The following is a 26,695-nucleotide window of genomic DNA, read 5'->3' on the forward strand; positions in this document are numbered from 1 at the left end:
TGTACTATGGATATTTTAACAATACTTGCAGGTTTTGCAGGAGGAGCTTTCGGAGCAGCTTTTGGTTCGATACCCGCTTTTATCTTGACAGGAGTGTTTGCTTTAATAGGATCTATTTTGACCCTTTCAGGAGTTACAGACTATATTGTTGGTAATGTGGCATTTGGTCCATTCTTTGGCCCACATGTATCCTTTGCAGCTGGAGCCGCCGCAGCAGCTTATGCAGCTAATAAAGCCAAGAAGTTAGATAGTGCACAAAATGTTTTGGCAGCACTTTTTGGCATTAATGACATAAAAACATTATTAGTAGGCGGACTTTATGGAGTTTTAGGTATAGTTACTTTTACTCTTATAACAAAACAATCTGTATTTGTAACTGATTATCCTGCTTTTTGTGTATGTGTAGTTTTGTTTTTAAATAGAATAATTATGGGCAAAACTTCTATTATTGGCACATTAAAAGAAGGAGAAAAAAGAGATATATTTCCAAGAGATGAAATATTATTAAATTCTGTAAATGGTCTTCTATTTGCATTAGGAGTAGCAGTTATTGGACAAAAACTTATTGAGGCTGGAGTTAGCCAAGATGCAATGGCTATTTATCCTGTTTTTGCTTTTGGAATCTCAGCCCTATCACTTATTTTTCTACAAATGGGTTATTCTATTCCAATTACTCATCACGTAACATATCCTGCAGCAACTGTATTTATTTTGACGCAAAATATATTTTTAGCTGCTATCACAGGATTCATCAATGCAATACTATGGGTAATTGCAGGCAGAATATTTAATGCTCATTGCGATACATATATTGACCCACCTGCAATTACTATTGCAGTTAGTATGTTTATAATAAATTTAATTTTCTAAAAAAAGGAAGTAATATGTTGAATAATAATGAACTTATAGCAAAAATTTCAAAAGAAGTTTTACAAAGATTAAATGATATAAATAATCATAAGATTGTTGTAGGTGTTTCAAATAGGCACATACATCTATCAAAAGAAGATTTAGAAAGCTTATTTGGAAAAGATTATGAGCTTACTGTTAAATCAACATTAAAACAGCCTGGTCAGTTTGCAGCTGAAGAATGTGTAACTATACGAGGTCCAAAAGGTGAATTTAACAATGTAAGAATTTTAGGGCCTATAAGAAAGAAGTCACAAGTGGAAATATCTCTTACTGATTCATTCAAGCTTGGAGTGAAGGCACCTATAAAAGAATCTGGAAAATTACAAGGAACGCCGGGGATTCAAGTAATTGGGCCATGTGGACGAATAAATATGCCTGAAGGGACTATAATTGCTCTTAGACATATTCACATGACTCCTGAAGATGCAAAGTTTATGGATGTAAAAGATGGTGATTTTGTTGATGTACAATTTTTTGGTGAGAGAAAAGCAGTAATGGGCAATGTACTCATTAGGGTAAGTGATAAGTACAAATTGGAAATGCACTTAGATACTGATGAAGCAAATGCTGTAGGTATAAAAAACAATGACTATGTTGTTTTGAAAAAATTTACTAGGTGAAAAATTGATAAAAAATAAGGACTTGTTAAAACTTTCAAACTTAATAAAAGAAAACAAATTTGCTGACTTTAAAGGAAGTGAATTAAAAGTTGGAGTGGATCTTGGAACTGCAAATATTGTATTAGTAGTTACAGATATGAATGACAACCCAGTTGCTGGTTTAAGTAGACATGCTAAGGTTGTAAGAGATGGAATAGTTGTTGATTATATGGGTGCAATAAAGATTGTTCGAGATCTTAAAGAAAAATTAGAAAGATTAATCAATAAAGAACTTGTATATGCGGCATGTGCTATACCACCAGGAATTGATCCTAGGAGTGTAAAATCTATATCTAACGTTGTTGAGTCAGCGGGGTTTATAGTTACAAATATAATTGATGAACCAACAGCAGCTGCGAAAACATTGAGAATAAAAAATGGCGCAATAGTTGATTTAGGTGGAGGAACAACTGGGATAAGTTTGATGAGAGATGGAAATGTTATAGGAACATGGGATGAACCAACAGGTGGTCATCACATGAACTTAACAATAGCTGGATACTATAATATAGGCATAGATGAGGCAGAAGAATTAAAGATAAGATCTAATAATAGAGAAATATTAACTATAGTAAAGCCAGTTTTAGAAAAAATGGCGATCATAGTAAAAAATGTGTTAGATAATAAAGATGTAAAGGCCTTATATTTAGTTGGAGGAGCTTCAAATTTTGACGGAATAGAAGATTTATTTGAGAAAATAACCGGCATAAAAACTTATAGAAGTGAAGAAGCTTTATTGGTAACACCCTTAGGAATTTCAAAAAGTTGTATTGGAGGAAAATATGGAAAACAACATGATTGATGAAGTCATAAAACAAGTAATTGAAGAATTAAAAAAAGAAGGAAGTATAAATAATTCATCTGAAAGTTGTCAAACAAATTATGGAGTTTTTGACAATATGGATGAAGCAATTGAAGCAGCAGATAAGGCCCAAAAACAACTTTATGATCTTTCGATTGACGAAAGAGATAGATTTGCAGATATTATAAGAGAGACAGTATTAAAAGAAGAAAATTTACAACTTCTTTCAAATATGGCTGTTGAAGAAACTAAAATTGGAAGAGTTAGTGACAAGGTAATAAAGAATAAAGTAGCTGCAATAAAAACTCCAGGGAAAGAAGATTTGAGGACAAATGCATTAACTGGGTCAAATGGTCTTATGATTGAAGAATATTGTCCTTTTGGAGTTATAGGATCAATTACTCCAACTACTAATCCAACAGAGACTATAATATCAAATTCAATTTCAATGATAGTTGGTGGCAATTCTGTTGTATTTTCACCACATCCTCGTGCAAAAGAAACTTCAATAACTCTTATTCAAATGCTTAATCAAGCTCTAGTTGCAGGAGGAGCACCTGCTAATTTAATAACAATGGTGAGAGAACCATCTATTGAGGCTACTAATATTATGATGAACCATCCTAAAGTCAGACTTCTTGTAGCAACAGGTGGTCCTGGAATTGTTAAGACAGTTCTTTCATCTGGCAAAAAAGCAATAGGAGCAGGGGCTGGTAATCCACCTGTTGTTGTCGATGAAACTGCAGATATTGAAAAAGCTGCAAAAGACATCGTTAACGGAGCAAGTTTTGATAACAATGTACCTTGTATAGCAGAAAAGGAAGTTTTTGTAGTTGAATCTCAAATTGATAATTTAATATATTATATGAAAAATAATGGTGCATATTTATTGACATCTGAAAATGATATAAGAAATCTTGATAACACTGTTAGTCAAGAAAATGGAAAACCAAAGACTGAATTCGTAGGAAAAGATGCAAAATATATTTTAAGTAAAATTGGAATTGAAGTTTCAGATGATATAAGGCTTATTATTTTTAAAGCAAACAAAGAGGATCACTTAGTAACTGAAGAAATGATGATGCCAATATTACCTATAGTTCCTGTTCCTAATGTTGATGAGGCAATAGAGTGCGCACATAAGGCGGAACATGGAAATAGACATACTGCAATAATGCACTCAAAAAATGTTGACAAATTATCAAAAATGGCAAAACTTTTAGAATGTACAATTTTTGTAAAGAACGCACCTTCATATTCTGGGATTGGTGTTGGTGGAGAAGGCTCTACTACTTTTACAATTGCAGGTCCTACTGGTGAAGGAATAACAAGTGCAAAGAGTTTTTGTAGAATAAGAAGATGTGTAATTAAAGATTCATTTAACATTAGATAAAAAATAAAAACAAAAAATTCATATTTATATAGCAAACCCCTAAATTTTTGAGATTTAGGGGTTTGCTATATAAATATGAAATAAATTTGATAAAGTTTTGCTTTTAATAATTATCTATATTAAGTAAAAAATTGAATATAGAAGGATTCTTAATAACGAATTATTTTATAGACACTCCCCATTTATAGAATATAAAATAATTGAGATTAGAACAAAGAAGTGTCTAAATTATTAAATTCTAGTGTATTCTTGTATTAACCTGAATTAAATTAAGTCAAAATGTTAAATTATGAAGGCTCTCTTTTTATCTAGGTCAAGTCTTAGGACTTCATAGGAATTTGGAAGTTTGTCTAAGTTGTTTTTTATTTCTTCTTCTGAAGTCTTGTCCATAGCCTTTAAGACCAGTATTATAGTTGAGCCAGCACCACTTAGGTAGTGACCAAGGGCCTCGCTGCCATCAATAATTTTTTCAATCTCATGAATTTCTGGAATTAGTTTTAACCTGTAAGGTTCGTGAATCTTTTCATCAAGGGCAACTTTTAAGTTTTCTTCGTCGCCAGAGATTAGGGACAAGATGACCATGGAAAGCCTTGATAGGTTAAAGACAGCATCTTCCTTTGAGTAAGTTTTTGGTAAGACATCCCTTGCTTCCTTTGTAGGAAGTTTGAAGTCAGGAATGATTGCTAAGAATTTAAAATTATTTGAAATTTCAAATTTTTCTACATATACTTGGTCCTCTTTTAAGATTGATGCCACAGCATTTCCAAAAATTGCTGGAGCCACATTGTCTGGATGACCCTCCATCTTTGTTGTAATTTTTAAAATTTCCTTCTTATCAAAGTCTCTCTTCGTGATGTCGAAGGCTGCCATTATACCCATGACAATGCAGGCAGCTGATGATCCAAGGCCACGTGAAAGGGGAATGTTTGTGTCCACGTCAAGGGCATACTTGTAGGCCTTGTAGATTAAATTAGTTTTTAAATTATTTTCAAATTTATCTTTATTACCAGTGATTTTAAATTCACAAGTGTTGGCAAGGTCAAGAGCAAGTCCAAGGACGTCAAAGCCGGGTCCAAGGTTTGCAGAAGTTGCTGGGACAGAAATTCTCTTGCCACGTTTTGTAAATTTTAAAACTTCTTCTTCAATTTCATTTTTTTGAATTTTTGTCTTGTGAAGAATTTTTTTATTTTTCAATTTTTTAATTTCAGATGGAATCTTAACCCCAGTTTTTCATGAAGAATATTCATGTTTTCAAACTCGTCATCTGAAAGATTTTCGCCTAGGGCTTCAAGGACTGTTGAAGAAAACTTGTAGGGACTTGCAGTTGATAAAATCACAGTCTTTTCAAGTCCAAGCTTGTCTACAATATTTTTTGCCACACCTGTGTGAGGGTCAATTAAATAATTTTCCTCTTCAAAGACCTTTCTAATAGTCTCCCTTGTCTCATCTTCACTTGCAAAGCCACACAAGAATTCATTGAAGTCTACCTCAAAGTCAAAGAGACACTTGTCTCTTAGGTAATCCATTTTTTCTTTAACAATATCATCAGAGGACTTGTGGAAGATCAGTCACTCAAGATTTGATGAAACTAAGAGGTCCATGGAAGGGGAAATTGTCTTTACAAGGTCCCTGTTTGCATCGTAAGTCCCAGTAGTGAAGAAGTCTGTCAAAACATTGTTGTCATTTGATGCAATGACAAGCTTGTCAACAGGCAGACCCATTTCCTTGGCATAGTAGCCAGCTAAGATGTCTCCAAAGTTTCATGTTGGAACGCAGTAGGAGATTTTTTCGCCGCCAGATATTTTTTTATTTTTAACTAAATCTGCATAGGAATAAAAATAGTAAACAATTTGGGGAAGGAACCTGCCAATGTTAATGGAGTTGGCAGAAGAAAGATAAATATTTTCTTTTTTTAGCTCGTCCTTTATTGCTACATCGTTAAATATTTTCTTCACAGCAGATTGAGCATCGTCAAAGTTGCCGTCGATGGAAATAACCTTTGAATTTAAAGAACCTGTTGTATCCATTTGAGCCTTTTGGATGGAGCTTACACCTTCTGTTGGATATAAAACCAAGATGTCAATGTCCGCTGTGTTGTAAAAACCTTCTAGGGCAGCCTTACCTGTGTCGTCAGATGTTGCAGTTAAGATTAATGTCTTGTCCTTGATGCCAAGAGATTTTTTGGCATAAGCCAAGAGGTTTGGAAGAAGGCAAAGGGCAAAGTCCTTAAAGGCAGAAGTCCTTCAATGATAAAGTTCTAGGTAAAAATCCTTTTGGTAAGAAATGTTTACAATTTCATCTTCAAAGGATGCGTAGGATTTTTCTATAATTTTTAACAAGTCATCCTTGTCAAAGTCTGTCAAATATAATGAAAGAATCTTGTGGGCCAAGTCTGTGTAAGATAGGTCCAAGTTATCCATTATGTCAAAGCTAGGGAAGGATTCTGGGACAAAGAGGCCCCATCTTCAGATATTCCTTTTACAATGGCTTCTCTGCCAGAAATTTTTAAATTTGAATTTCTTGTTGATAAAAATTTCATAGGTCCTCCTCAATTTCTGCCAAGAAAACTTTTGAGAGGTCGCCTAGGGCATCTCTCAAGTCATCAAGTGAAACTTTCTTTGTAATAATTAAGTGGTCATAATCTATAACTTTTTCTTCTTCAATTAATTCTTTTAATTCAGAAGAAAGGCCACTTGTCCTAACATAAAATTTATTTTTCAGATTATTTTCAACTTCATAAGTCTTTCCTGCATCATAAAAAGTTTTAATTTCTCTTCTTGCAAGAGTCCTTAAAAGGTCACGCATAACTGCATCGGCAGTTTCAAGCTTGTCTGCACCAGGTCCCTTTAGCTCGTAGGCTGAAAAATTTTCTCCCCAGACCTTTACTCCATTAGTTCCACCAAAAGTTTTAGCTAAGAAATTATCTTTTATAAATGTAGGAATTACAGAAATATTTATTTTTTCATTAGCGAGTTCTGACTTGGCAAGAAGTCTAATAGAATAGCCTCTTTCTCTTGCAAAATCAAAATCTGCCTTTTTCACATTTTGAATTCCAAAAGTAAAAATTTCTTCTTCATTTATTTTTGCATTGTAGATAAGAGAAGATAAAATTCTTATCTTTCTCATGGCATCAAAGCCACCAACATCGGCAGTAGGATTTGCCTCTGCATAGCCAAGCACTTGGGCTTCTCTTAGGACCTCGTCATAGGATGAGCCTTCAACTTCCATCTTTGAAAGGATGTAGTTGGAAGTTCCATTTAAAATCCCTTGGACCTTATGCATGTCGCTGAAGAAGGTCTCTTCCATGATGGGGTGAATCACTGGAATGGCACCAGCAACTGCAGCCTCGTAGGAGAAATAAATATCTTTTTCTCTTGCAAGTTCATTTAATTCTTCAAAATATTTTGAAACTACAGCCTTGTTTGACAATATTTTTGCCAGCCTTCATTAGCTCTACAATTCTCTCATAAGTTTCTTCAAGACTTGATGTCGCATCAATAACTGTGTCTACATCAGAATTTAAAATGGCTCTATGTCAAATATTGGGGAGACTCGTTAACTCGAGTCTCTTTCTTTATGTAAAAATGGGCACATAGACGCTAATAAAGATATCAAAACTAAAATAGCAAAAAACAACTAAAAATAAGCATAGCAAATAAAACCCCTAGGGGTTTTGCGAATTTTCCCGTTTTCCTAATCTCTACTTACATGAAAACATAATTCTTTTTCTAAACAAGTCAAAATTTCTCATACCAAAACAATTTCTTTTTAATGTTTTTATCTTTGTATGAGTTCCTTCAAGAGGTCCATTTGACCAAGAGTAATCAAATGAATTACATATTTCTTCAAACCAGTTATTAAAAGAAGTGATACAAGATTTAAATTCTTTTTAATTTTGATTCATCTGCTCTTTTTATCCATTCTCTTAAAGCTTTTTTTAGCTCTAGTTTTGTTTGGCTGACTAAGTACATACTGGTACCCACAGGGCACACAGTAGAACAATTCTTTTAACTTGTATGCTTCTTTTAATTCCTTGTTCAGTTCAATCATAAGTGATACTTCATTAGCTTGTTCTGAAGTTAGCTTAGAGGCAGGTTTTGTAATTAAACTCTTACTTCTTTTAAAATATTTCCTAAGCTTTGATGATACATCCTTTTATATTCTCTTTCTAACATTTTCTAATGCCCAGGATACTTGTCTTATGAAGTGGTACCTATCTATGATATGTATTGCGTTTTTAAAGAATGATTTCTTAACTGATTTAAATGTTTTAGACATATCACTTACAAAAAATTTTACTTCGTTTCTTTCTTTGTTTGGTATCTTTTCAAAGTACCCATACAATGTATTCTTATCTCTTGATGGTAAGATATCTATGATAGAGTGTTTAGATCCATCAAGAAGAGAAGTCTGATACCTGTTATTACCACTATCACCTTTAAATTCGTCTATACATAATACTTCTGATAGCCTATCTCTAGAAGCACTTAAACAATTTAAAATTCTTAATACTGTGTTTGAAGAAACATTATACCTATTAGCAATAGAAGATATAGAATAAATCTCATCAAACTCAGAAACAATAGCAAAAACAAGTCTATTGGTCATAGTATGACCTTTGGCAATAAAATCAAGATTCCTCTCAAAACGAGAACCACAAGACTTACAATCATATCTAGTTTTCTTTAAGAAAATCAAAGATTTCTTACCTCGGATGTGAGTATCCCTAATCTTTTGAATTCTATGATCATGAACCCAAATCTTTTTAGAACCACAATGAGGACAAATAGACATCTTAGAAACAGAAGCGTGAACATTAACAAAATTATTACTCTCATCAACACTATCAAAAACTACATCTTTAAAACCAAACAAATTCATGATATTATTATTTTGCACTTATATGCACCTCCAAGCTTTGTTTTTGGTTACTTAAAGTTTAGGACTAAAAGCGTATAAGTGCAATTTTTTTGCAGATAATTTATCATAACAAGTGCAACATAAATAAACTCATAGCTAATCAGCTGTGTTAATATGTAAGTGACCAAACAAAACATATTAAAAGGAGTGATTAACTATGAGCTATAACCATCTTACCATAGAAGAAAGATCTTGTATTTACCAATTTTTAAATTTAGGAATGAGTATAAGGAAAATTGCACAAGCACTTAAAAGGTCACCTAGTACAATATCTAGAGAAATTAAAAGAAATTCATCTAAGATAAAAGTTAGTAGGGGAAGTTACACTAAGTACTTTCCGATAAAGGCAAATGATAAATATATTGATAGAAGAAAAGACTGCCATAGAAAAAGTAAATTTTCTAAAGATGTTATTGATTATTTAACTGTAAAGATTAACGAACATTGGTCCCCTGAACAAATATCAAATAGAAACACAAATGAGATTCATGAATTACCATCTACATCAACGATATATAGAATGATACACGCCAAAAAGCTGCCAAAAACTAGTATGAAAAATTTGAGAAGAAAAGCTAAATTTAAAAGGCCAGCAGAAAAAAGAGGAAAATTCAATGATAAAGGTAGAACAATTAAGAAAAGACCTAAAGAGATATACAGAAGGCAAGAATTAGGCCACTGGGAAGCAGATACGGTGGAATCAGGCAGATTAGATCATAAAAGGAAAAGTAGATGTTGTTTCGTAACTTTAGCAGAAAGAAAATCTAGATATTATATAGCAATCCTAGTTGAAATAGAAAGTCGGAAAGCGTAACACCAGCAATAATAAATGCATTAAAAGATTATCCAAAAGAATTAGTAAAAACAATAACCTTTGATAGAGGTAAAGAATTTTCAGAATTTGAGAAAATAGAAAAAGAATTAGGATGCAAAACTTATTTTTGTGATCCCTATTGTGCATGGCAAAAAGGTACAAATGAAAATAGTAACGGACTTTTGAGGGAGTTTTATCCTAAGGGTATGGATTTATCAGAAGTGAATATTGATGAATTAAATTATAACTTAAGTTTAATGAATAATAGACCTAGAAAATGTATAAAATATAAAACACCTAAAGAAGAACTTTTTGGTCTCTTACCATAGGTGTTGCATTTGATTTGACAATTCGTCTGCATAAAAATATCTGTTAGGGATTTACTCCCCAACAGATATTATAGAGCCTTTAAAATTTCATCAAAATCATCTGTGAAAGCAAGGTCGCCATCCAGGGGAGATCTTTTTTTATTTTTATTTCTTATTAGTACTTTTTCAATTTTTATATCAAAATTATTTTTTAAGAGGGATTCTCTCTTCTTGTATAAGATTTTTTCGACACCTGTTCCCACAGTGCCAAAGACCATTATGGCAATTTTCAACTTAAACCTCCAAGACTTTTTCCGCAATTTGTACTGCGTTAGTTGCAGCTCCCTTCCTAATGTTGTCGGCACAAGACCATAGGTTTAGACCGTTTTCTACAGTGAAGTCACGTCTAATTCTGCCAACAAAAACTTCATTCTTGTCGGCTGCCATTAGGGGTATTGGGTAAACTTCATTGGTAAGATCATCTTGAAGGACCATGGCAGGGTAGTCGCTGATGATTTTCTTCACATCTTCCATTTCAAAAGGCTTTTCCACTTCAACATTAATGGAAATTGAGTGGGAGAACTTAACTGGTACACGAACTGTTGTGGCAGTAACAAGGATATAGTCGTCGTGAAGAATTTTTTTAGTTTCATTAATCATCTTCATTTCTTCCTTGGAATAGCCATTGTCTAAGAAGACATCAATTTGTGGAATGCAGTTGTTCTTGATTGGATACTTGTAGGTAAGTTGAGTGCCCTTTTCCAAGTCAGAAATACCATTAAGACCTGATCCAGAAACAGATTGGTAAGTAGAATAAATTACCCTCTTAATCTTGTACTTGTCATGAATTGGTTTAAGTGGAAGTACAGATTGGATAGTTGAACAATTGGGTTTGCAATAATTCCCTTATTCATTTTAATATCTTCAGGATTGATTTCTGGAACAACTAGGGGAACCTCTGGGTCCATCCTAAAGGCAGAAGAGTTGTCAATAACAGTTACTCCAGCCTTAGCAGCTATAGGAGCAAACTTTTCACTAACAGCACCGCCAGCAGAGAAGAGGGCAATCTTAATGTTTCTTCCTTCAAAGGAATCTTCCTTTAACTCCTCAACAGTGTATTCCTTGCCACAATATTCAATTTTTTTTGCCAGCTGATTTCTTGGAGCTAAACAAGTATAAATTGTCTATTGGGAAATTTTCTTCACTTAAAACCTTTAGCATCATGCTTCCAACAAGTCCAGTTGCACCAACAACTGCTACATTAACCTTCATCTTTAGTCCTCCTTATAAGATTCTCTATAAATTGCGCGAATTGCTTTTTCAAAATCCTGAGTTTCAACACCAATAATAATATTGATTTTGCTGGAACACTGGCTAATCATCTTAATATTAATTCCTTATTTGGCAAGGGCAGTGAAAGTCCTAGAAGACACACCCTTTTCATTAATCATGCCACGTCCAACAACGGCGATGAGGGAGATGTCCCTTTCCCAAGAAATATTATCCACGTTTTAAGCTCTTCAAGAACCTTGTTGAGCTTAGGTGTTATATAAGAATCTGCCATAAGAACAGAAACTGAGTCGATGCTTGAAGGCATATGTTCAATGGAAATGTCATTGGACTCGAAAACTGTAGTGAGTTTTCCGAAAAAGTCCTTCTCACTATTCATATTTACCTTTTCAAGATTTATAACAGTGAAATCTTTTTTGCCCGAGATACCAGTTAAAATATTTTTATTTTTTATGTCACATTGAGAAAGAATCAAAGTCCCTTCTTCATGTGGTGCGTTAGTATTTTTTATATTGATTGGAATGTTCTTGTCCCTAAGGGGGAAGATTGCCTCTTCGTGAAGGACCTTGGCGCCCATGTAGGAAAGCTCCCTCAACTCTTTATAAGTAATTGTCCCAATAGGGCAGGAGTCCTTGACGATTTTTGGGTCTGCAACTAAGAAGCCAGACACATCAGTAAAGTTTTCATACATCTCAGCATCAAGGGCAGAGGCGATGACAGAACCAGTCACATCAGACCCACCACGTTTGTTTTATAAATATTTTTTTAGAGTTGGAATCACATTTTCTGAATTATCTATTACTTCGCCGTTTAGTTTGACAAGTCCAACTGTAAATAGATTTATATAACTGAATTGAGATTCGGCAATTTCTTGCAAAGCTTCAATTTTTTTAGTGTTTGTAGCGCCTTTTTGTCTTGAATCTGAATAGAGACCAACTACTGGGATGCCGGCATGATATGCTATACCGATTTCTGACGCAACTCCGGGATCTATTATAGCTCCATCTAATACAGCAAATACTATGTCACTACTCAAAACTTCGTTTGAATCAAAAGTTGCAATCATTTTTGAATCAGCATAAGCTTCTTTATCATTTATATTTGCAGCTTCTTGTGGAAGATAGACTTCTAAGTCTGTAAAACTTTCTCTTATCTTATCTACTAACATTTTATTAAAATTTCTCTCCATTTCACTGAACAGTGGAGAGGCAAAGTACAATTTTCTCATACAAGCTCCTATCACAAAACTAAAAGTTAAAATTTTCTTATGGAATATATTATAACATGCCTTTTAAATTCAAATAGGATTGAAAAAATAATAAAAGTAATTTAGAAATTAGTATTGTTAAATAGGAAGTTTATCAAAGTAAAGTTTGGAAATATTTTTTACACATAGTATTGCAATGCAGATGTAAAGATATTAAAATAATGTAAAGAATAAAATATGAAAACGTATTCTGAAGATGTGATTTTATTCTTAATATTTGGCGAGGGGTGTAGAAGTATGAAATTTTATGTTGATTTAAACAGCGATATAGGAGAAGGTTACGGAAGCTACAAGCTTGGAATGGATGAAGAAATTATCAAGTGTGTTAGCAGTATCAACTTAGCTTGCGGATGGCATGCTGGAGATCCTATGATTATGGACAAGACTGTTAAGCTTGCAATTGAACATGGGGTGAATGTTGGAGCTCATCCAGGCTATCCAGACCTTTTAGGATTTGGAAGAAGAGCTATGACTATAACAAGAGAAGAAGCTAAAAACTACATGTTGTATCAAACAGGAGCCCTTATGGCATTCACAAAGGCAAATGGAATAAACCTACAACATATGAAGTTGCACGGAGGATTTTATAACAAAGCTTGTGTGGATCCTGAACTTGCAGCCGGAGTAATCGATGGAATAGAAGCTCTTGATAAAGACATAATATTAATGGTACTAAGCGGAAGTTACATAGCAAAAGAGGCGAAGAAGAGAGGACTTAGAGTAAGCGAAGAGGTTTTTGCCGACAGAGGATATAATCCAGATGGAACATTGGTAAACCGTTCTAAACCAGGTGCATTTGTAAAGGACATAGACGAAGCACTTCCAAGAGTAATAAGAATGATTAAAGAGGGCAAAGTAACTGCTGTAGACGGACAAGATATAGATATTAAAGCTGATTCAATCTGTGTGCATGGAGATAATCCTAAGGCAATGGAATTTGTACAAAAAATAAGAGCCGGTTTAATAGAAGCTGGAATAGAAATTAAACCTATAGAAGATTTTATCAAGTGAGGTAAATTATGGAAAAGAAAAAAACGAATTGGTCAGTCCTTTTAGGAGCAGCGTTTTTGATGGCGACTTCTGCAATAGGACCTGGATTTATGACACAAACTGCAAAGTTTACAAATGACTTACGTGCTGACTTTGCATTCGTAATATTAGCATCAATAATAATGAGTTATGTAGCACAATTGAATGTGTGGAGAGTAATAGCTGTTTCAAAACTAAGAGGACAAGATATAGCAAATAAAGTGTTGCCTGGACTAGGATACTTTATAGCATTCTTAGTTGCTCTTGGTGGATTTGCATTCAACATTGGTAATGTTGGGGGAGCTGGACTTGGATTAAACGTTATATTTGGATTTGATACCAAAATAGGCGCTATATTAGCTGCTTTACTTGGAATAGTAATATTTACATCTAAATCAGCTGGAAATGCAATGGACAAGTTAACTCAAGTTTTGGGTGCAGGTATGATTCTTTTAATCGGTTATGTATGCGTGACTACAGCTCCTCCTGTTGGAGAAGCAGCCGTAAGAGCAGTTGCACCAACTGACTTAGAAAAAACTGTCCCAGCCGTATTGACACTTTTAGGTGGAACTGTTGGAGGATATATAGTTTTTTCTGGTGGACACAGACTTATAGATGCGGGCATAACTGGTGAAGAAAATTTACCACAAGTAACAAAGTCAGCTACTATGGGAATAGGAGTTGCACTTATAGTTAGAATTTTACTATTCTTAGCAGTTCTTGGTGTAATCACATCAGGTGGACAACTTGACCCTGATAATATTGCAGCGTCAGCTTTTAGAATAGCAAGTGGGGAAGTGGGATACAAAATCTTTGGTTTAGTATTCACTGCAGCAGCAATCACTTCTATAGTAGGTTGTGCATTTACTTCAGTATCTTTCTTAAAGACACTATTTAAAGTTGTTGAAGAAAAAGCAAACTTATTTACAATTGGATTCATAGTTGTTTCAACTTTGGCTTATGTAGGAATAGGACAACCACAAACTCTACTTGTATTAGTTGGAGCTTTAAACGGTCTAATCTTACCGATAACTCTTGCAGTTATGCTTATTGCAAGTAAGAAGAAATCTATAGTTGGAAATTACCAACACCCTACAGTACTTTTCTATTTAGGATGGGTAGTAACAGTGCTTTCATTCTATTTGGGAGTTACAACAATGGTTAGCAAATTATCAACTTTCTTCTAATAATTGGAAGAAGTTAAGGAGGGGCTATGTATAGTGAAGTGAAATATCTTATCTCAGGAGATAGAGCCATAATAATGGAATTTGGCGATGAGATAGCAAAAGATATAAATGCAAGAATTAGAAGCACAATGAATGCCATAGACGGCAACATAGATGGAATAGTTGAGATGACACCAACTTATAGGTCAATAACCATAGTGTATGATCCAATGAAATTGACTTATAAAGACTTGGTAGAAAAATTAAGACAATATGAAAATACAAATTCTTCAGAGGAAGAGACTAAAGTGAACCTTATAGAAATTCCAACTCTATACGGCGGAGAGTATGGACCGGATATGGATTTTGTAAAATCAAATGCAGGACTATCTGCAGAAGAAGTTGTAAAAATTCACACTGGAACAGACTACTTAGTATATATGTTGGGGTTTGCCCCAGGATTTACTTACTTGGGCGGAATGGATGAGCGAATTGCAACTCCAAGACTTAAATCGCCAAGGCTTAAAATTGAAGCCGGCTCTGTTGGGATAGCAGGAAGTCAAACAGGGATGTATCCTTCAGAATCGCCTGGTGGATGGCAGTTGATAGGAAGAACTCCACTTAAGCTATATAATCCTGAAGAAGAGCCACCAGTATTTATTCAAGCGGGAGACTATATAAGATATATAAGCATAGATGAATCTGAATACCAAAGAATAAAAAAAGAAGTTGAAGATGGAGTTTACAAAGTAAATATAAGACGTGTAGAGGTAGGTGAGTTGAATGGCTAAAATTGAAGTAGTAATGGGCGGAATACTCACTACAGTACAAGACTTTGGAAGAATAGGTTATCAAAAGTTTGGAATAGGACAAGCCGGAGTAATGGACGAGTACAGCTATGAACTCTCAAACATCTTGGTTGGAAACAAGAGCACAGAAGCAGTACTTGAAATAACTTACTTGGGGCCAACTTTAAAAACTGATGAGGATATAACTTTCGCAGTGACAGGAGCTGATGTGACTCCAAAGATAGATGGTGTGGAAGTGGCAATGTATGAAACTCACGAGTTGAAAGCTGGTAGCACACTTAGTTTTGGAAAATTGAAGTCAGGTATGAGAGCTTATTTAGCTTTTGCCGGAGAAATTGGAGTAGATGAACTGAACGGAAGTAAGTCAACTTTAATAAAGAGCAAAATTGGTGGCTATCAAGGTAGGGCACTTAAACCAAAAGATGAATTCGAAATTTTGAATAAGAGAGAATTTGTCAAAAAAGTTATTCCGGAGAAATATAGACCGGTTATGAGTCAATTTGCAGTTTTAAGAGCTGTCTTAGGGCCACAAGATGATTACTTTACTGAAAAGGGAATTAAAAAATTCTTTAAATCTGGCGGATATACAATCACTAAAAACGCAGACAGAATGGGAATTAGACTTGATGGAAGTCCACTTGAATTTAAAAAGGGTGCAGACATCATATCTGATGGAACTGTGAAGGGTTCAGTGCAAGTGCCAGCAGATGGAAAGCCAATTGTACTTATGGCAGACCGTCAAACAACTGGAGGCTACACAAAGATTGCAACGGTGGTAACTCCTGATATTTGCAAATTATCACAAATGGCACCGGATGGTAAGATACTCTTCCAACAAGTTTCTATTGAGGAAGCACAAGAGATATATAGAAAATATCGTGAAAAAATAGAAGAAATTAGAAATTTAGTATAATAACATGAAAAAGCAAGTCTGTAATTAGACTTGCTTTTAAAATTTGTCTGCAATTAAAATGGAGACATTCTCCAAAAAATCTTTTTCAACTTCTGAAAATCTATCAAATGAAGTAGAGTCTATATCTATTACACCAATGGGTGAACCGTCTTTCATTATAGGCACTACTATTTCAGAATTGCTTCTTGAGTCACAAGCTATGTGACCATCGAAAGCATGAACATCGGGCACTATTAAAGTCTTTTGTTCTTTAAACGAAGAACCACAAACTCCACTGCCAATTTCAATTTCAATACAAGCAACTCTACCTTGGAACGGCCCAAGCAAAAGTTTGTCGCCTTCTAACATATAAAATCCAGCCCAAGAAACATCTTCCATTTCAAATAGAACCGCTGAAACATTGGCAAGTATAGAAATTTTATTTTCAGTTTGGAAACATAAAGATTTTATTTTAAATAATAATTCGCTATAATCAGTCATTTTTTTCTTTATAGCCTAAGCACTTAGATAGTTCAAAGGCAGCTCCTTTTACATATTTAATCATATCATCCACTTTATCTTTGGATCTGTATTCAGGTGTAACTATACCTATAGAAGCTACGAAGTCGCCAGTATGGTTAAAGACAGGTGCTCCAAGCCCTATAGTATCTCTTATGTATTCTCCTTCTGATATTGCAAGAGAATTATTTCTGATTTGTTCAAGCTCTGCTTTTAATTCCTCTTTATCAACAGGACCTGTAGAGTAAGGTTCTAAATTCAGCTTTAAGTATGCATCAATAAAATCTTCTGATTGATATGCGAGCACAACTTTTCTTATAGCACCTTTATGTAGAGGTATTTGCCTTCCAAAATTTTCGACAATTTTTAAAGTTTCAGAACCCTCAGCCTTTCCTATGACAACTCCGGTATTTTCAGAACGTACAACCATGAAAGAATCTTCATTGGTCTTATCTGAAAGTTGTCTTAAAATAACATCGGCCTCACTTTGAAGACTTATGTTTCCAGAAGCGGCTAAGCCTATGGATATAAGTCCAGGACCAAGTTTATATAAGTAGGTATTGTTGTCTTTTGTAACAAACTCACAAGCTATTAGCGTGGATAAGATTCTGTGAGTAGTACTTGGCGGAATTGATATGGCTTCTGAAATTTCTGCAATAGTAAATTCACGGCTATCTTGTTTCATATATTCAAGTATATTTGCTGCTTTAATTAAACTTTGAATCATATTAACTCCTTTCCTAACGTTAGTGAAATTATACCATAATATAGGTATAAATAGCATATTAACAAAAATTCTATTTTATCTTTATTGACTATGATAAAATAGTAAAGATAAGGAGATGATTGAAATAACAACAACATTAAATAAAATGATATTAGTTACACGAGCAGTATTTATTGCCATAGTGGGGACTATTTTTCCACCAGCATTTTTATTCTTGCCGGCAATATTTGTTTTTGAAGCTATTTCAGAAGGGGTTTTAAAGTCTTTCTTGATGTTCTTCGCAGCAAGTGTGCTATTATCTATAGTCTCTTTAGATTATGGAATAGTAGTTTTTACTCTATTCGGTCCTATGATACTTGTGTTTCATTGGATGTTAAGTAAAAACTATGACCAACACTCCACTGTGTTTATGGCAGCGGCTATGTTTTTTATTTCCATATTCGTAACAGCATATTCTTATGGAATAAGTTCGGATATGTTGAAATCAAAAGAGGTTATAGAAAAATTTATACAGGTACAAAACAATGTAAATATTGAAAAGTTATCTGTAGCTGAATGGACTATTATATATAACAGATTTTTACAATTAATGCCAGCGATGTTGGTCATAATATCGCTTTTGTTGAGCTATATGACATATCACATGTCAGTTAAAAAACTAATATCAACTCAGGGGTTAAAAGTAAACTATCAACCATTTATCTATTTTAGTCTACCTAAGGGAGTTTTATTCGCAGGAGTATTTTCAATTGCTGCAGTTTATAGTTTTGGGGATCAAATCTTTGAATCACCTAATTTAGTAATAGAAAACTTAATGCTATTATTCTCATCAATACTCTTTTTCTTGGGATTAAGTGTTATAATGTTCATGCTAAATAAGATTAAAGCATCAGGATTTATAAAGTTTTTAATTGCTTTTCTGGGGTTTTTAGTTCCCGGAGCGCAATTTGTATTTATAGCAATGGGTGTATTAGATAATATATTTAATTTTAGAAAATTGGCGTGAGGTGAAAAATAATGGATTATAAATTTGATTTAAAAGATTTTAAAGAATTTATAGTGGCTGTTGCCGTATTGAGTATAGGCCTCTTATATTTTAAGCCTTGGCTTGGGATTTTAGGACTTTTGATACTGGTATATTTAATATATTCAGGAAGCAGAACCATAGAAGATTACAATCAAAAATCTATTGAAATGGTTGAAACTATAAGCAAAGATTTTGACTCAATAACAAAACATGCAATTTTTTCAATGCCGTTTCCAATGGTAATAACAGATGAAAAAGCAAATGTAATATGGTATAACACTATCTTTTTAAATATATTCGAAGATGTGGAAATCATGGAGATGAATGTCTCTGAATTGATTCCAGAAATAGATGTAGATAGTTTGTTGGAAGATACTAAGCATGAAGATATACTTGCAAAGTTAGGGCCTAAATCATATAGAGTCTATACAAATGTTGTAGATATAAAGAAGACAGGCTCTGATAGAAATAAATTAATCTTGATATATTTTGTAGATAGAACAAATTATGATGTTTTAAAAGATAAATATGTTGAAGAGTATCCGATAGTTGCCAAGATAGAGGTTGATAACTATGATGAGGCAATGGATACAGCGCCAGCAATTAACCGTCCTCAACTCATAGCAGAGATAGACTATTTAATTAGAGGATATTTTCAAAGTTATGATGCCTTAGTTAGAAAATACGACGACGATATGTACCTTGTGGTAATGACTTTCGGAGCGCTTAAGAGTATTAAGGAAAAGAGATTTGACTTATTAGATGATTTGAGAGAGCTCAATATGGGAAATTCAATTCCAATGACTCTTTCAATAGGAGTTTCATCTTTCGGTCTTACTTTCAAGGAGTCGGTTGATGAAGCGGATACTTGTTTAGATTTGGCTCTTGGACGTGGCGGAGACCAAGCTGTAATAAAAGTTGAAGACAACTATGAGTTCTTTGGAGGAAAATCTAAGGCTGTTGAAAAAAGAAACAAGGTAAAGGCAAGAGTGTTAGGAGTTGCATTAAAACAACTTATAGATGGTGCGGAAGATGTCTATATAATGGGACATAAAAACGCAGACATGGACGCTATAGGCTCTGCAATAGGGATACTAAGAGCTGTAATAAATAGAAATGTAAAGGGGAATATTGTTTTAAATAAGAGCAATCCTTCAATTTCAAATCTATTAGATAGAATGAAAGAAGAAGAACCTGAGATCTATGAAAAGATAATTTCTGCAGAGAGTGCTAAAAACAGCATATCACCGAGATCTTTAGTAATATTGGTAGATAATCATAAACCGAACTTTACTGAAAGTCCGGAGTTGCTTGATTTAACAACTCAAATAGTTGTAATAGATCACCACAGAAGAGGAAAGGAATTTGTAAAAAATCCTGTTCTAACTTATGTTGAACCTTATGCTTCTTCAACAAGTGAGCTTGTAACAGAAATGTTGACGTACATGAATGATGAATTAAACTTAACTCACTTTGAAGCGGATGCACTTATGAGTGGTATAGTAGTAGATACAAAGAACTTTAGCTTCCAAACTGGAGTTAGAACTTTTGAAGCTGCTTCCATTTTAAAACGTGCTGGAGCGGATATGATTAAGGTTAAAAATCTTTTCCAAGATGATTTAGATACACTTCAAAATAGAGCTCAAGTTGTACATGCAACTAAAGTAATATGTGATGAAGTGGCAATTTCGAGATTGGATAAGAAGGCTGCCAATTCAATTTTAATAGCTGCGCAGGCAGCAGATGAAATGTTGGATATAAATGGAGTAAAGGCAAGTTTTGTAATAACTCTTGTAGATGATGAAGTTCACATCTCGGGTAGATCTGTTGGAGACTTCTCAGTACAGTTGATACTTGAAAAGTTAGGTGGCGGAGGTCATTTAAATATGGCTGGTGCAAGATTACAAGTGGAGTCTTTAGACGAAGCAGAAAATATCTTAGTGCAAGCTGTTGAAGAATATATTGACGAACAGAAAAAGGGAGAAAATATATGAAAGTAATTTTATTAAAAGACGATAAAAATTTAGGAAAGGCCGGTTCTCTTGTTGAGGCAAAGGACGGCTATGCAAGAAACTTTTTGTTACCAAGAAAAGTAGCTATCGAAGCTAATGAAGAAAACCTAAAGAAATGGGAAGAAGACAACGAGAGAAAAGCTGAAGAAGAAAAGAAGAACAGAGCAGAGTTCACTGAACTTAAAAAGAAAATTGAAGCTGGAAAAGTAGTAATAAAAGCTAAAGCAGGAGAAGGCGGAAGATTATTTGGCGCCATTACTTCTCAAAATATAAAAGAAGCTCTTGAATCTCAAATGAAGATAAAGTTAGATAAGAAGAAAATTGAATTAAGCGAAAATATTAAGATGGAGGCAACAAAGACTGTTCCTGTTAGATTATATCCTGGAATAGTTGCAAACTTGAAGGTAATAGTTGAGGCAGAATAATGGAAGAACTAAATCTCAAAGTTCCTCCTCATGTGACTGAGACCGAGCAGTCGGTTTTAGGAGCTATGATGCTTTCAAAAGATGCCATAACATCAGCGGTTGAAATTTTAAAAGCGGAAGATTTCTATTCGGAGATTCATGGAGAAATATACAGTGCAATAACTTCTATATATAATAGAAATGTTCCTGCGGATGTAATGACCATAGTGGATGAACTGAAAAAGAGAGATAGTCTTGAAGAAGTAGGGGGCTTGAGCTATATTGTTAGCTTGAGTTCGGCTGCGGGACTTGTTTCAAACACTAAGTACCACTGTGAAATCATTAAAGAAAAATCAACTCTTAGAAAATTGATAGCTGCATCTGACCAGACTATGTCCAGTGCCTATGCACAAGATGCAGACTTGGATATGATTATAGAAAAAGCTGAGTCGAGTATATTTAACATAACTCAGGCATCTCATAGAATAGGGCTTTCGCCTATAAAAGAAACATTGCTCGAATCTTTCGCAGCCATGGAAAAGAGAGCTCAAAATCCTAATGCGTTGACAGGTGTTACTACAGGTTTTGAGGATTTAGATAGACAACTTAGTGGATTACAAAAATCGGATTTAGTGCTCTTAGCTGCTAGACCGTCAATGGGTAAGACAGCTTTAATGGTTAACATAGCGACAAATGCAGCTCTAAGGGCAAAGGCAAAAGTAGCTATGTTTTCTTTGGAAATGAGTAAAACTCAGCTGGTAGATAGAATCATAGCCTCAATAGCACATGTGGATTTACAAAAAATAATATCCGGCAATCTGACAGCAGATGACTGGGAGAGAGTTGTAAACGCTATGCCTATAATATCGGAGTTAGATATTGAAATAGATGACACAGCAGGTATCTCTCCTCTTGAATTGAAGGCTAAATGTAGAAGACAGAAGATGGAAAAGGGATTGGACTTAGTGGTAATCGACTACTTACAACTTATGCAGATGAGTGAAAAAGTAGAATCCAGAACACAAGAAATCTCAGCCATCTCAAGAAATTTAAAAGCGATAGCAAAAGAACTTGAAGTTCCAGTCCTTGCTTTGTCACAATTGTCTCGTTCTCCTGAAATGAGAGCTGACCACCGACCGATTCTTTCGGACCTTAGAGAGTCCGGTGCCATAGAGCAAGACGCCGATGTAGTAATGTTCTTATTTAGAGACGAATACTACACTAAGGAAGAATCAGAAAAACCTAACATCGGTGAGGTAATAATAGCAAAACATAGAAACGGTCCAACGGGTACAGTTGAATTGATATTCAGAAAAGAATTTACTAAATTCTTAAATAAAGAATATGGGGCATAGGAGGAAAGATGGAATTAATTAAGATAATAATACTTGGGATTGTCGAAGGTATTACAGAGTTCCTTCCAATTTCATCAACAGGTCACTTGATATTAGTGAGTGAAGTTTTAAAGTTACATTCTCAAAGTTTTGAAAATGCATTTTCTGTAATAATTCAGTTAGGTGCAATACTTGCGGTAGTTTTATTGTATTGGGATAAATTAAATCCCCTATCAAATAAAAAACTATCTCCACAACTTATAGAGAATGAAACAAAATTGTCAATATCTGATAGATGGCAGCTTAGAGATAAAAAGACTATGAGATTAATAGCCAAGGTTATAATAGGATTTTTACCGGCAGCGGTTTTAGGATTTTTATTTGACGATATAATAGATAAGTACTTATTTAATCCAATAGTGGTTGCAATTACACTTATAGTTTACGGAATAATAATCATATTTATGGAAGATAAGAAAAAATCTAACTTTAAATATGAAGACATTGATGAATTAAGCGTTAAAGATGCATTTAAAATAGGTGTGTTCCAATGCTTAGCAATGATTCCAGGGACATCTAGAAGTGCGGCTACTATAATAGGCGGGATGACACTTGGTTGCAACAGAACCACAGCAGCAGAGTTTTCATTCTTTTTAGCTATACCAACAATGCTTGGGGCAACAGCTCTAAAGATTTTAAAGATGGGTACATCTTTTAGCATTATCGAATGGGTTTATATATTAGTTGGATTCGTTATTTCTTTTATAGTAGCTTATGCTGTAATTACAAAATTTATGAGTTATATTCAAAAGCATGATTTTAAAGTATTTGGAATTTATAGAATAGTGCTTGGATTATTAGTCATTTTAATTTTGAAAGTATTTTAGTATAAAAAGGCTTGAAATTAACGGTTTCAATTGATTTTGAAAATTTATTATGGTAGAATTAATGCATTATGTACAAAAAAATAGGAGGTTTTATAGTGGAAGTATTTTTAACAGTAATTATTGCCATTTCATCGCTCGTTTTAATTGGCACTGTCGTAGTTACTGAGAGTGCACAAGCTGGACTTGGCACATTACAGGGAGAACAATCTAATCTATGGGGAGAACATAGAGGAACAAGTAAGAAAGAAATTGAAAATCGTATAATAACAGTATCATCTGTGGTATTTTTAATTTCTGTAATAGCGCTTGCAGCTATATAGGGGGTAAACTTAAGAATGAACGTTTATATTTTAGCTATCGTAGCCGGAGTATTAGCTTTACTTTTTGCTTTCTACAAAGCATCATTTGTATCAAAGCAAGATCCGGGAAATGAAAGAATGAAGGAAATTTCTTCATACATCCAAGACGGTGCAATGGCATTCTTGACAAGAGAATACAAAGCACTTGTAGTATTTGTAGTAGTTTTAGCAGCTATTTTAGCTGTAGGACTTCACAGTGTGGCAACAGCTTTATGTTTCATAGCCGGAGCTATTTGTTCAGTAATAGCTGGTTATGTAGGTATGAGAGTTGCAACACGTGCTAACGTTAGAACTGCAAACGCAGCTAATGTATCAGGTCTTTCAAAAGCACTTGACATTGCATTTTCAGGCGGAGCCGTTATGGGAATGTGCGTTGTAGGTCTAGGAATCATAGGAATCACAGTAGCTTACATGCTAACTAAAGATACAACAATAGTAACAGGATTCTCACTAGGAGCTTCTTCAATCGCTCTTTTTGCAAGAGTTGGTGGTGGTATCTACACTAAAGCTGCCGATGTTGGAGCTGACCTTGTAGGTAAAGTTGAAGCAGGAATTCCTGAAGATGACCCAAGAAACCCAGCTGTTATCGCTGATAACGTAGGAGATAACGTAGGGGACGTTGCAGGTATGGGAGCTGACTTATTCGAATCATACGTAGGAGCTCTTTTATCAGCTATCACTCTTGGTGTTGTAGCATACCAAGAAAATGGTATAACATATGCATTATTAATCGCAGCAGTAGGTATCATAGCTTCAATCATAGCAGTGTTCTTTGTAAAAGGTGACAAGGATCCTCAAAAGGCACTTAATGTTGGAGAGTACATTGCAGCAGCAGCAAGTATAGTTGCAGCAGCTGTATTATCAAATATGATATTTGGAAACTTTAAACCATTCGTTCCTGTAATAGCAGGTATCTGTGTTGGACTTATAATATCTAAAATCACTGAATACTATACAGCAGACGAATATGCACCAGTACAAAGAATTGCAGCTGAATCTGAAACAGGTTCATCAACAAACATTATTTCTGGACTTTCAGTTGGTATGATGTCAACAGTTGGACCGATCATAGTAATTGCTATAGGAATAATGGTTGCATTCATCGGAGCTGGTGGAAATGAATCATCAGTACACGGTCTATTTGGTATCGCTCTTGCAGCGGTAGGTATGCTTTCAACTACAGGTATGACAATTGCAGTTGATGCTTACGGTCCAATAGCTGACAACGCTGGTGGTATCGCAGAAATGTGTGAACTTCCAGAAGAAGTTAGACAAATTACTGACTCACTAGATGCAGTAGGTAACACAACAGCAGCTATAGGTAAGGGATTTGCTATCGGTTCAGCAGCTCTTACAGCCCTAGCATTATTTGTTTCATATATAAACGCAACAGGACTTGAAGGAATTGACGTATCTAAACCAGAAGTAATCGCTGGTACATTCATAGGTGGTATGCTTCCATTTGCATTCTCTGCTTTAACAATGTCAGCAGTAGGTAACGCAGCTTCTTCAATGATTGACGAAGTAAGACGTCAATTTAGAGAAATTCCAGGAATCATGGAATGTAAAGCAACTCCTGAATACGCTAAGTGTGTAGATATTTCTACAGGAGCAGCTCTTAAAGAAATGGTTGTTCCAGGAGTAATCGCAGTAGTAGTACCAGTAGTAGTTGGTTTATTACTAGGAGCAGAAGCTCTAGGTGGTCTACAAGCCGGAGCTCTTATCACTGGTGTATTAATGGCAATCTTTATGTCTAACTCAGGTGGAGCTTGGGATAACGCTAAGAAATACATTGAAGGTGGAGCACACGGTGGAAAAGGTTCAGAAGCTCACAAAGCAGCTGTAACTGGAGATACTGTAGGTGACCCATTCAAAGATACTTCAGGACCATCACTAAACATTCTTGTAAAACTTATAACAGTAGTATCATTAGTATTTGCACCACTATTCGTAGCATTTGGTGGAAAATTATTCTAAGATATTTAAACGCAGGTGAAAAATTCACTTGCGTTTTTTTATGCGACGAATTGTCAAATCAAATGCAACACCTATGGTAAGAGACCAAAAAGTTCTTCTTTAGGTGTTTTATATTTTATACATTTTCTAGGTCTATTATTCATTAAACTTAAGTTATAATTTAATTCATCAATATTCACTTCTGATAAATCCATACCCTTAGGATAAAACTCCCTCAAAAGTCCGTTACTATTTTCATTTGTACCTTTTTGCCATGCACAATAGGGATCACAAAAATAAGTTTTGCATCCTAATTCTTTTTCTATTTTCTCAAATTCTGAAAATTCTTTACCTCTATCAAAGGTTATTGTTTTTACTAATTCTTTTGGATAATCTTTTAATGCATTTATTATTGCTGGTGTTACGCTTTCCGACTTTCTATTTTCAACTAGGATTGCTATATAATATCTAGATTTTCTTTCTGCTAAAGTTACGAAACAACATCTACTTTTCCTTTTATGATCTAATCTGCCTGATTCCACTGTATCTGCTTCCCAGTGGCCTAATTCTTGCCTTCTGTATATCTCTTTAGGTCTTTTCTTAATTGTTCTACCTTTATCATTGAATTTTCCTCTTTTTTCTGCTGGCCTTTTAAATTTAGCTTTTCTTCTCAAATTTTTCATACTAGTTTTTGGCAGCTTTTTGGCGTGTATCATTCTATATATCGTTGATGTAGATGGTAATTCATGAATCTCATTTGTGTTTCTATTTGATATTTGTTCAGGGGACCAATGTTCGTTAATCTTTACAGTTAAATAATCAATAACATCTTTAGAAAATTTACTTTTTCTATGGCAGTCTTTTCTTCTATCAATATATTTATCATTTGCCTTTATCGGAAAGTACTTAGTGTAACTTCCCCTACTAACTTTTATCTTAGATGAATTTCTTTTAATTTCTCTAGATATTGTACTAGGTGACCTTTTAAGTGCTTGTGCAATTTTCCTTATACTCATTCCTAAATTTAAAAATTGGTAAATACAAGATCTTTCTTCTATGGTAAGATGGTTATAGCTCATAGTTAATCACTCCTTTTAATATGTTTTGTTTGGTCACTTACATATTAACACAGCTGATTAGCTATGAGTTTATTTATGTTGCACTTGTTATGATAAATTATCATGCCTAAAATTAATTTTGGAAATAGAT

25 protein-coding genes and 5 pseudogenes are annotated in these 26,695 nt (G+C 34.3%); 16 read left to right on the forward strand and 14 right to left on the reverse strand.

Annotated features, from left to right (window positions below; all coding sequences use genetic code 11):
• The first annotated feature begins 6 nt into the window (after positions 1-6).
• The 4 genes from B8869_RS07085 to B8869_RS07100 are packed head-to-tail and all read left to right on the forward strand — an operon-like array spanning position 7 to position 3,766.
• Entirely contained in the window at positions 7-870 is an 864-nt protein-coding gene (locus B8869_RS07085) for a hypothetical protein (protein WP_084230937.1), read from the forward strand.
• Between the two features lie 14 nt (positions 871-884).
• Complete coding sequence (pduL, locus tag B8869_RS07090) at positions 885-1,532, forward strand: phosphate propanoyltransferase (protein WP_144017954.1); 648 nt, start codon at positions 885-887, stop codon at positions 1,530-1,532.
• Between the two features lie 4 nt (positions 1,533-1,536).
• Positions 1,537-2,373 (forward strand): ethanolamine utilization protein EutJ, encoded by an 837-nt coding sequence (eutJ, locus tag B8869_RS07095; protein WP_084230938.1) that lies wholly within the window; start codon positions 1,537-1,539, stop codon positions 2,371-2,373.
• Positions 2,354-3,766: an aldehyde dehydrogenase family protein gene (locus tag B8869_RS07100; RefSeq protein ID WP_084230939.1), complete on the forward strand. Its 1,413-nt coding sequence runs from the start codon at positions 2,354-2,356 to the stop codon at positions 3,764-3,766. Before eutJ ends, B8869_RS07100 begins: the two co-directional genes overlap by 20 nt.
• 282 nt (positions 3,767-4,048) lie before the next feature.
• Here the strand turns inward: B8869_RS07100 and thrB are convergent, their stop codons facing one another.
• The 7 genes and pseudogenes from thrB to B8869_RS07125 form a co-directional block, all read right to left on the reverse strand.
• Positions 4,049-4,960, reverse strand: a complete 912-nt coding sequence (gene thrB / locus B8869_RS12070) for a homoserine kinase (RefSeq protein ID WP_234989777.1) — start codon at positions 4,958-4,960, stop codon at positions 4,049-4,051.
• Positions 4,957-5,292: a hypothetical protein gene (locus tag B8869_RS12075; protein WP_234989778.1), complete on the reverse strand. Its 336-nt coding sequence runs from the start codon at positions 5,290-5,292 to the stop codon at positions 4,957-4,959. The genes thrB and B8869_RS12075 overlap by 4 nt, the downstream gene beginning before the upstream one ends.
• 234 nt (positions 5,293-5,526) lie before the next feature.
• Complete coding sequence (locus B8869_RS12080; RefSeq protein ID WP_234989779.1) at positions 5,527-5,961, reverse strand: PALP domain-containing protein; 435 nt, start codon at positions 5,959-5,961, stop codon at positions 5,527-5,529.
• 48 nt (positions 5,962-6,009) lie between these two features.
• Positions 6,010-6,186, reverse strand: coding sequence for a hypothetical protein (locus B8869_RS12085; RefSeq protein WP_234989780.1), 177 nt, complete (start codon positions 6,184-6,186; stop codon positions 6,010-6,012).
• A 115-nt stretch (positions 6,187-6,301) separates the two neighbouring features.
• On the reverse strand, positions 6,302-7,195 hold the full coding sequence (locus B8869_RS07110; protein ID WP_234989781.1) for a homoserine dehydrogenase: 894 nt from the start codon (positions 7,193-7,195) through the stop codon (positions 6,302-6,304).
• Positions 7,196-7,466: 271 nt separating this feature from the next.
• A pseudogene (locus tag B8869_RS12495) lies at positions 7,467-7,643 on the reverse strand (transposase); the annotation flags it as partial.
• Positions 7,644-7,666: 23 nt separating this feature from the next.
• A pseudogene (locus tag B8869_RS07125) lies at positions 7,667-8,647 on the reverse strand (ISL3 family transposase).
• A gap of 196 nt (positions 8,648-8,843) precedes the next feature.
• Between B8869_RS07125 and B8869_RS07130 the strand changes: the two are divergent.
• Positions 8,844-9,829 (forward strand): annotated as a pseudogene (locus B8869_RS07130) (IS30 family transposase).
• Positions 9,830-9,897: 68 nt separating this feature from the next.
• Here B8869_RS07130 and B8869_RS07135 read toward each other — a convergent pair.
• The 4 genes and pseudogenes from B8869_RS07135 to B8869_RS07150 all read right to left on the reverse strand — a co-directional run bounded on the left by B8869_RS07135 (position 9,898) and on the right by B8869_RS07150 (position 12,326).
• Positions 9,898-10,101, reverse strand: coding sequence for a hypothetical protein (locus B8869_RS07135; RefSeq protein WP_084230942.1), 204 nt, complete (start codon positions 10,099-10,101; stop codon positions 9,898-9,900).
• Between the two features lies 1 nt (position 10,102).
• A pseudogene (locus B8869_RS07140) lies at positions 10,103-11,080 on the reverse strand (aspartate-semialdehyde dehydrogenase).
• Positions 11,081-11,082: 2 nt separating this feature from the next.
• Positions 11,083-11,843 (reverse strand): annotated as a pseudogene (locus B8869_RS07145) (ACT domain-containing protein); the annotation flags it as partial.
• Between the two features lie 6 nt (positions 11,844-11,849).
• Entirely contained in the window at positions 11,850-12,326 is a 477-nt protein-coding gene (locus tag B8869_RS07150) for a nucleoside 2-deoxyribosyltransferase (RefSeq protein ID WP_084230943.1), read from the reverse strand.
• Between the two features lie 276 nt (positions 12,327-12,602).
• Between B8869_RS07150 and B8869_RS07155 the strand changes: the two genes are divergently transcribed.
• The 4 genes from B8869_RS07155 to B8869_RS07170 are packed head-to-tail and all read left to right on the forward strand — an operon-like array spanning position 12,603 to position 16,282.
• Complete coding sequence (locus tag B8869_RS07155; protein ID WP_084230944.1) at positions 12,603-13,376, forward strand: LamB/YcsF family protein; 774 nt, start codon at positions 12,603-12,605, stop codon at positions 13,374-13,376.
• Positions 13,377-13,384: 8 nt separating this feature from the next.
• Positions 13,385-14,581 (forward strand): NRAMP family divalent metal transporter, encoded by a 1,197-nt coding sequence (locus tag B8869_RS07160; protein ID WP_084230945.1) that lies wholly within the window; start codon positions 13,385-13,387, stop codon positions 14,579-14,581.
• A gap of 26 nt (positions 14,582-14,607) precedes the next feature.
• Positions 14,608-15,351: a 5-oxoprolinase subunit PxpB gene (gene pxpB, locus B8869_RS07165; protein WP_084230946.1), complete on the forward strand. Its 744-nt coding sequence runs from the start codon at positions 14,608-14,610 to the stop codon at positions 15,349-15,351.
• Positions 15,344-16,282 (forward strand): 5-oxoprolinase subunit C family protein, encoded by a 939-nt coding sequence (locus B8869_RS07170; RefSeq protein ID WP_084230947.1) that lies wholly within the window; start codon positions 15,344-15,346, stop codon positions 16,280-16,282. The genes pxpB and B8869_RS07170 overlap by 8 nt, the downstream gene beginning before the upstream one ends.
• 36 nt (positions 16,283-16,318) lie before the next feature.
• Here B8869_RS07170 and B8869_RS07175 read toward each other — a convergent pair whose 3' ends face one another.
• Positions 16,319-16,762 (reverse strand): GAF domain-containing protein, encoded by a 444-nt coding sequence (locus B8869_RS07175; RefSeq protein WP_084230948.1) that lies wholly within the window; start codon positions 16,760-16,762, stop codon positions 16,319-16,321.
• Complete coding sequence (locus B8869_RS07180) at positions 16,755-17,507, reverse strand: IclR family transcriptional regulator (protein ID WP_084230949.1); 753 nt, start codon at positions 17,505-17,507, stop codon at positions 16,755-16,757. The genes B8869_RS07175 and B8869_RS07180 overlap by 8 nt, the downstream gene beginning before the upstream one ends.
• 115 nt (positions 17,508-17,622) lie before the next feature.
• Here B8869_RS07180 and B8869_RS07185 point away from each other — a divergent pair, with 115 nt between their 5' ends.
• From B8869_RS07185 to B8869_RS07215, 7 genes are all read left to right on the forward strand, one after another.
• Positions 17,623-18,513, forward strand: a complete 891-nt coding sequence (locus B8869_RS07185) for a DUF2232 domain-containing protein (RefSeq protein WP_084230950.1) — start codon at positions 17,623-17,625, stop codon at positions 18,511-18,513.
• Positions 18,514-18,524: 11 nt separating this feature from the next.
• Positions 18,525-20,528 (forward strand): DHH family phosphoesterase, encoded by a 2,004-nt coding sequence (locus B8869_RS07190; RefSeq protein ID WP_084230951.1) that lies wholly within the window; start codon positions 18,525-18,527, stop codon positions 20,526-20,528.
• Positions 20,525-20,971: a 50S ribosomal protein L9 gene (rplI, locus tag B8869_RS07195; protein ID WP_084230952.1), complete on the forward strand. Its 447-nt coding sequence runs from the start codon at positions 20,525-20,527 to the stop codon at positions 20,969-20,971. The genes B8869_RS07190 and rplI overlap by 4 nt, the downstream gene beginning before the upstream one ends.
• Entirely contained in the window at positions 20,971-22,305 is a 1,335-nt protein-coding gene (gene dnaB, locus B8869_RS07200) for a replicative DNA helicase (RefSeq protein ID WP_084230953.1), read from the forward strand. Before rplI ends, dnaB begins: the two co-directional genes overlap by 1 nt.
• A gap of 8 nt (positions 22,306-22,313) precedes the next feature.
• On the forward strand, positions 22,314-23,171 hold the full coding sequence (locus tag B8869_RS07205; RefSeq protein WP_084230954.1) for an undecaprenyl-diphosphate phosphatase: 858 nt from the start codon (positions 22,314-22,316) through the stop codon (positions 23,169-23,171).
• A 95-nt stretch (positions 23,172-23,266) separates the two neighbouring features.
• The gene (gene secG, locus B8869_RS07210; RefSeq protein ID WP_084230955.1) at positions 23,267-23,491 is read left to right on the forward strand and encodes a preprotein translocase subunit SecG; all 225 of its coding nucleotides are present in this window, start codon (positions 23,267-23,269) and stop codon (positions 23,489-23,491) included.
• Between the two features lie 15 nt (positions 23,492-23,506).
• Positions 23,507-25,507, forward strand: coding sequence for a sodium-translocating pyrophosphatase (locus B8869_RS07215; RefSeq protein WP_084230956.1), 2,001 nt, complete (start codon positions 23,507-23,509; stop codon positions 25,505-25,507).
• Between the two features lie 71 nt (positions 25,508-25,578).
• Here the strand turns inward: B8869_RS07215 and B8869_RS07220 are convergent, their stop codons facing one another.
• Entirely contained in the window at positions 25,579-26,565 is a 987-nt protein-coding gene (locus tag B8869_RS07220) for an IS30 family transposase (RefSeq protein ID WP_084229742.1), read from the reverse strand.
• Positions 26,566-26,695: the final 130 nt, after the last annotated feature.

The organism is Peptoniphilus asaccharolyticus DSM 20463, assembly GCF_900176115.1.
GTDB classification, from domain to species: Bacteria; Bacillota; Clostridia; order Tissierellales; family Peptoniphilaceae; genus Peptoniphilus; species Peptoniphilus asaccharolyticus.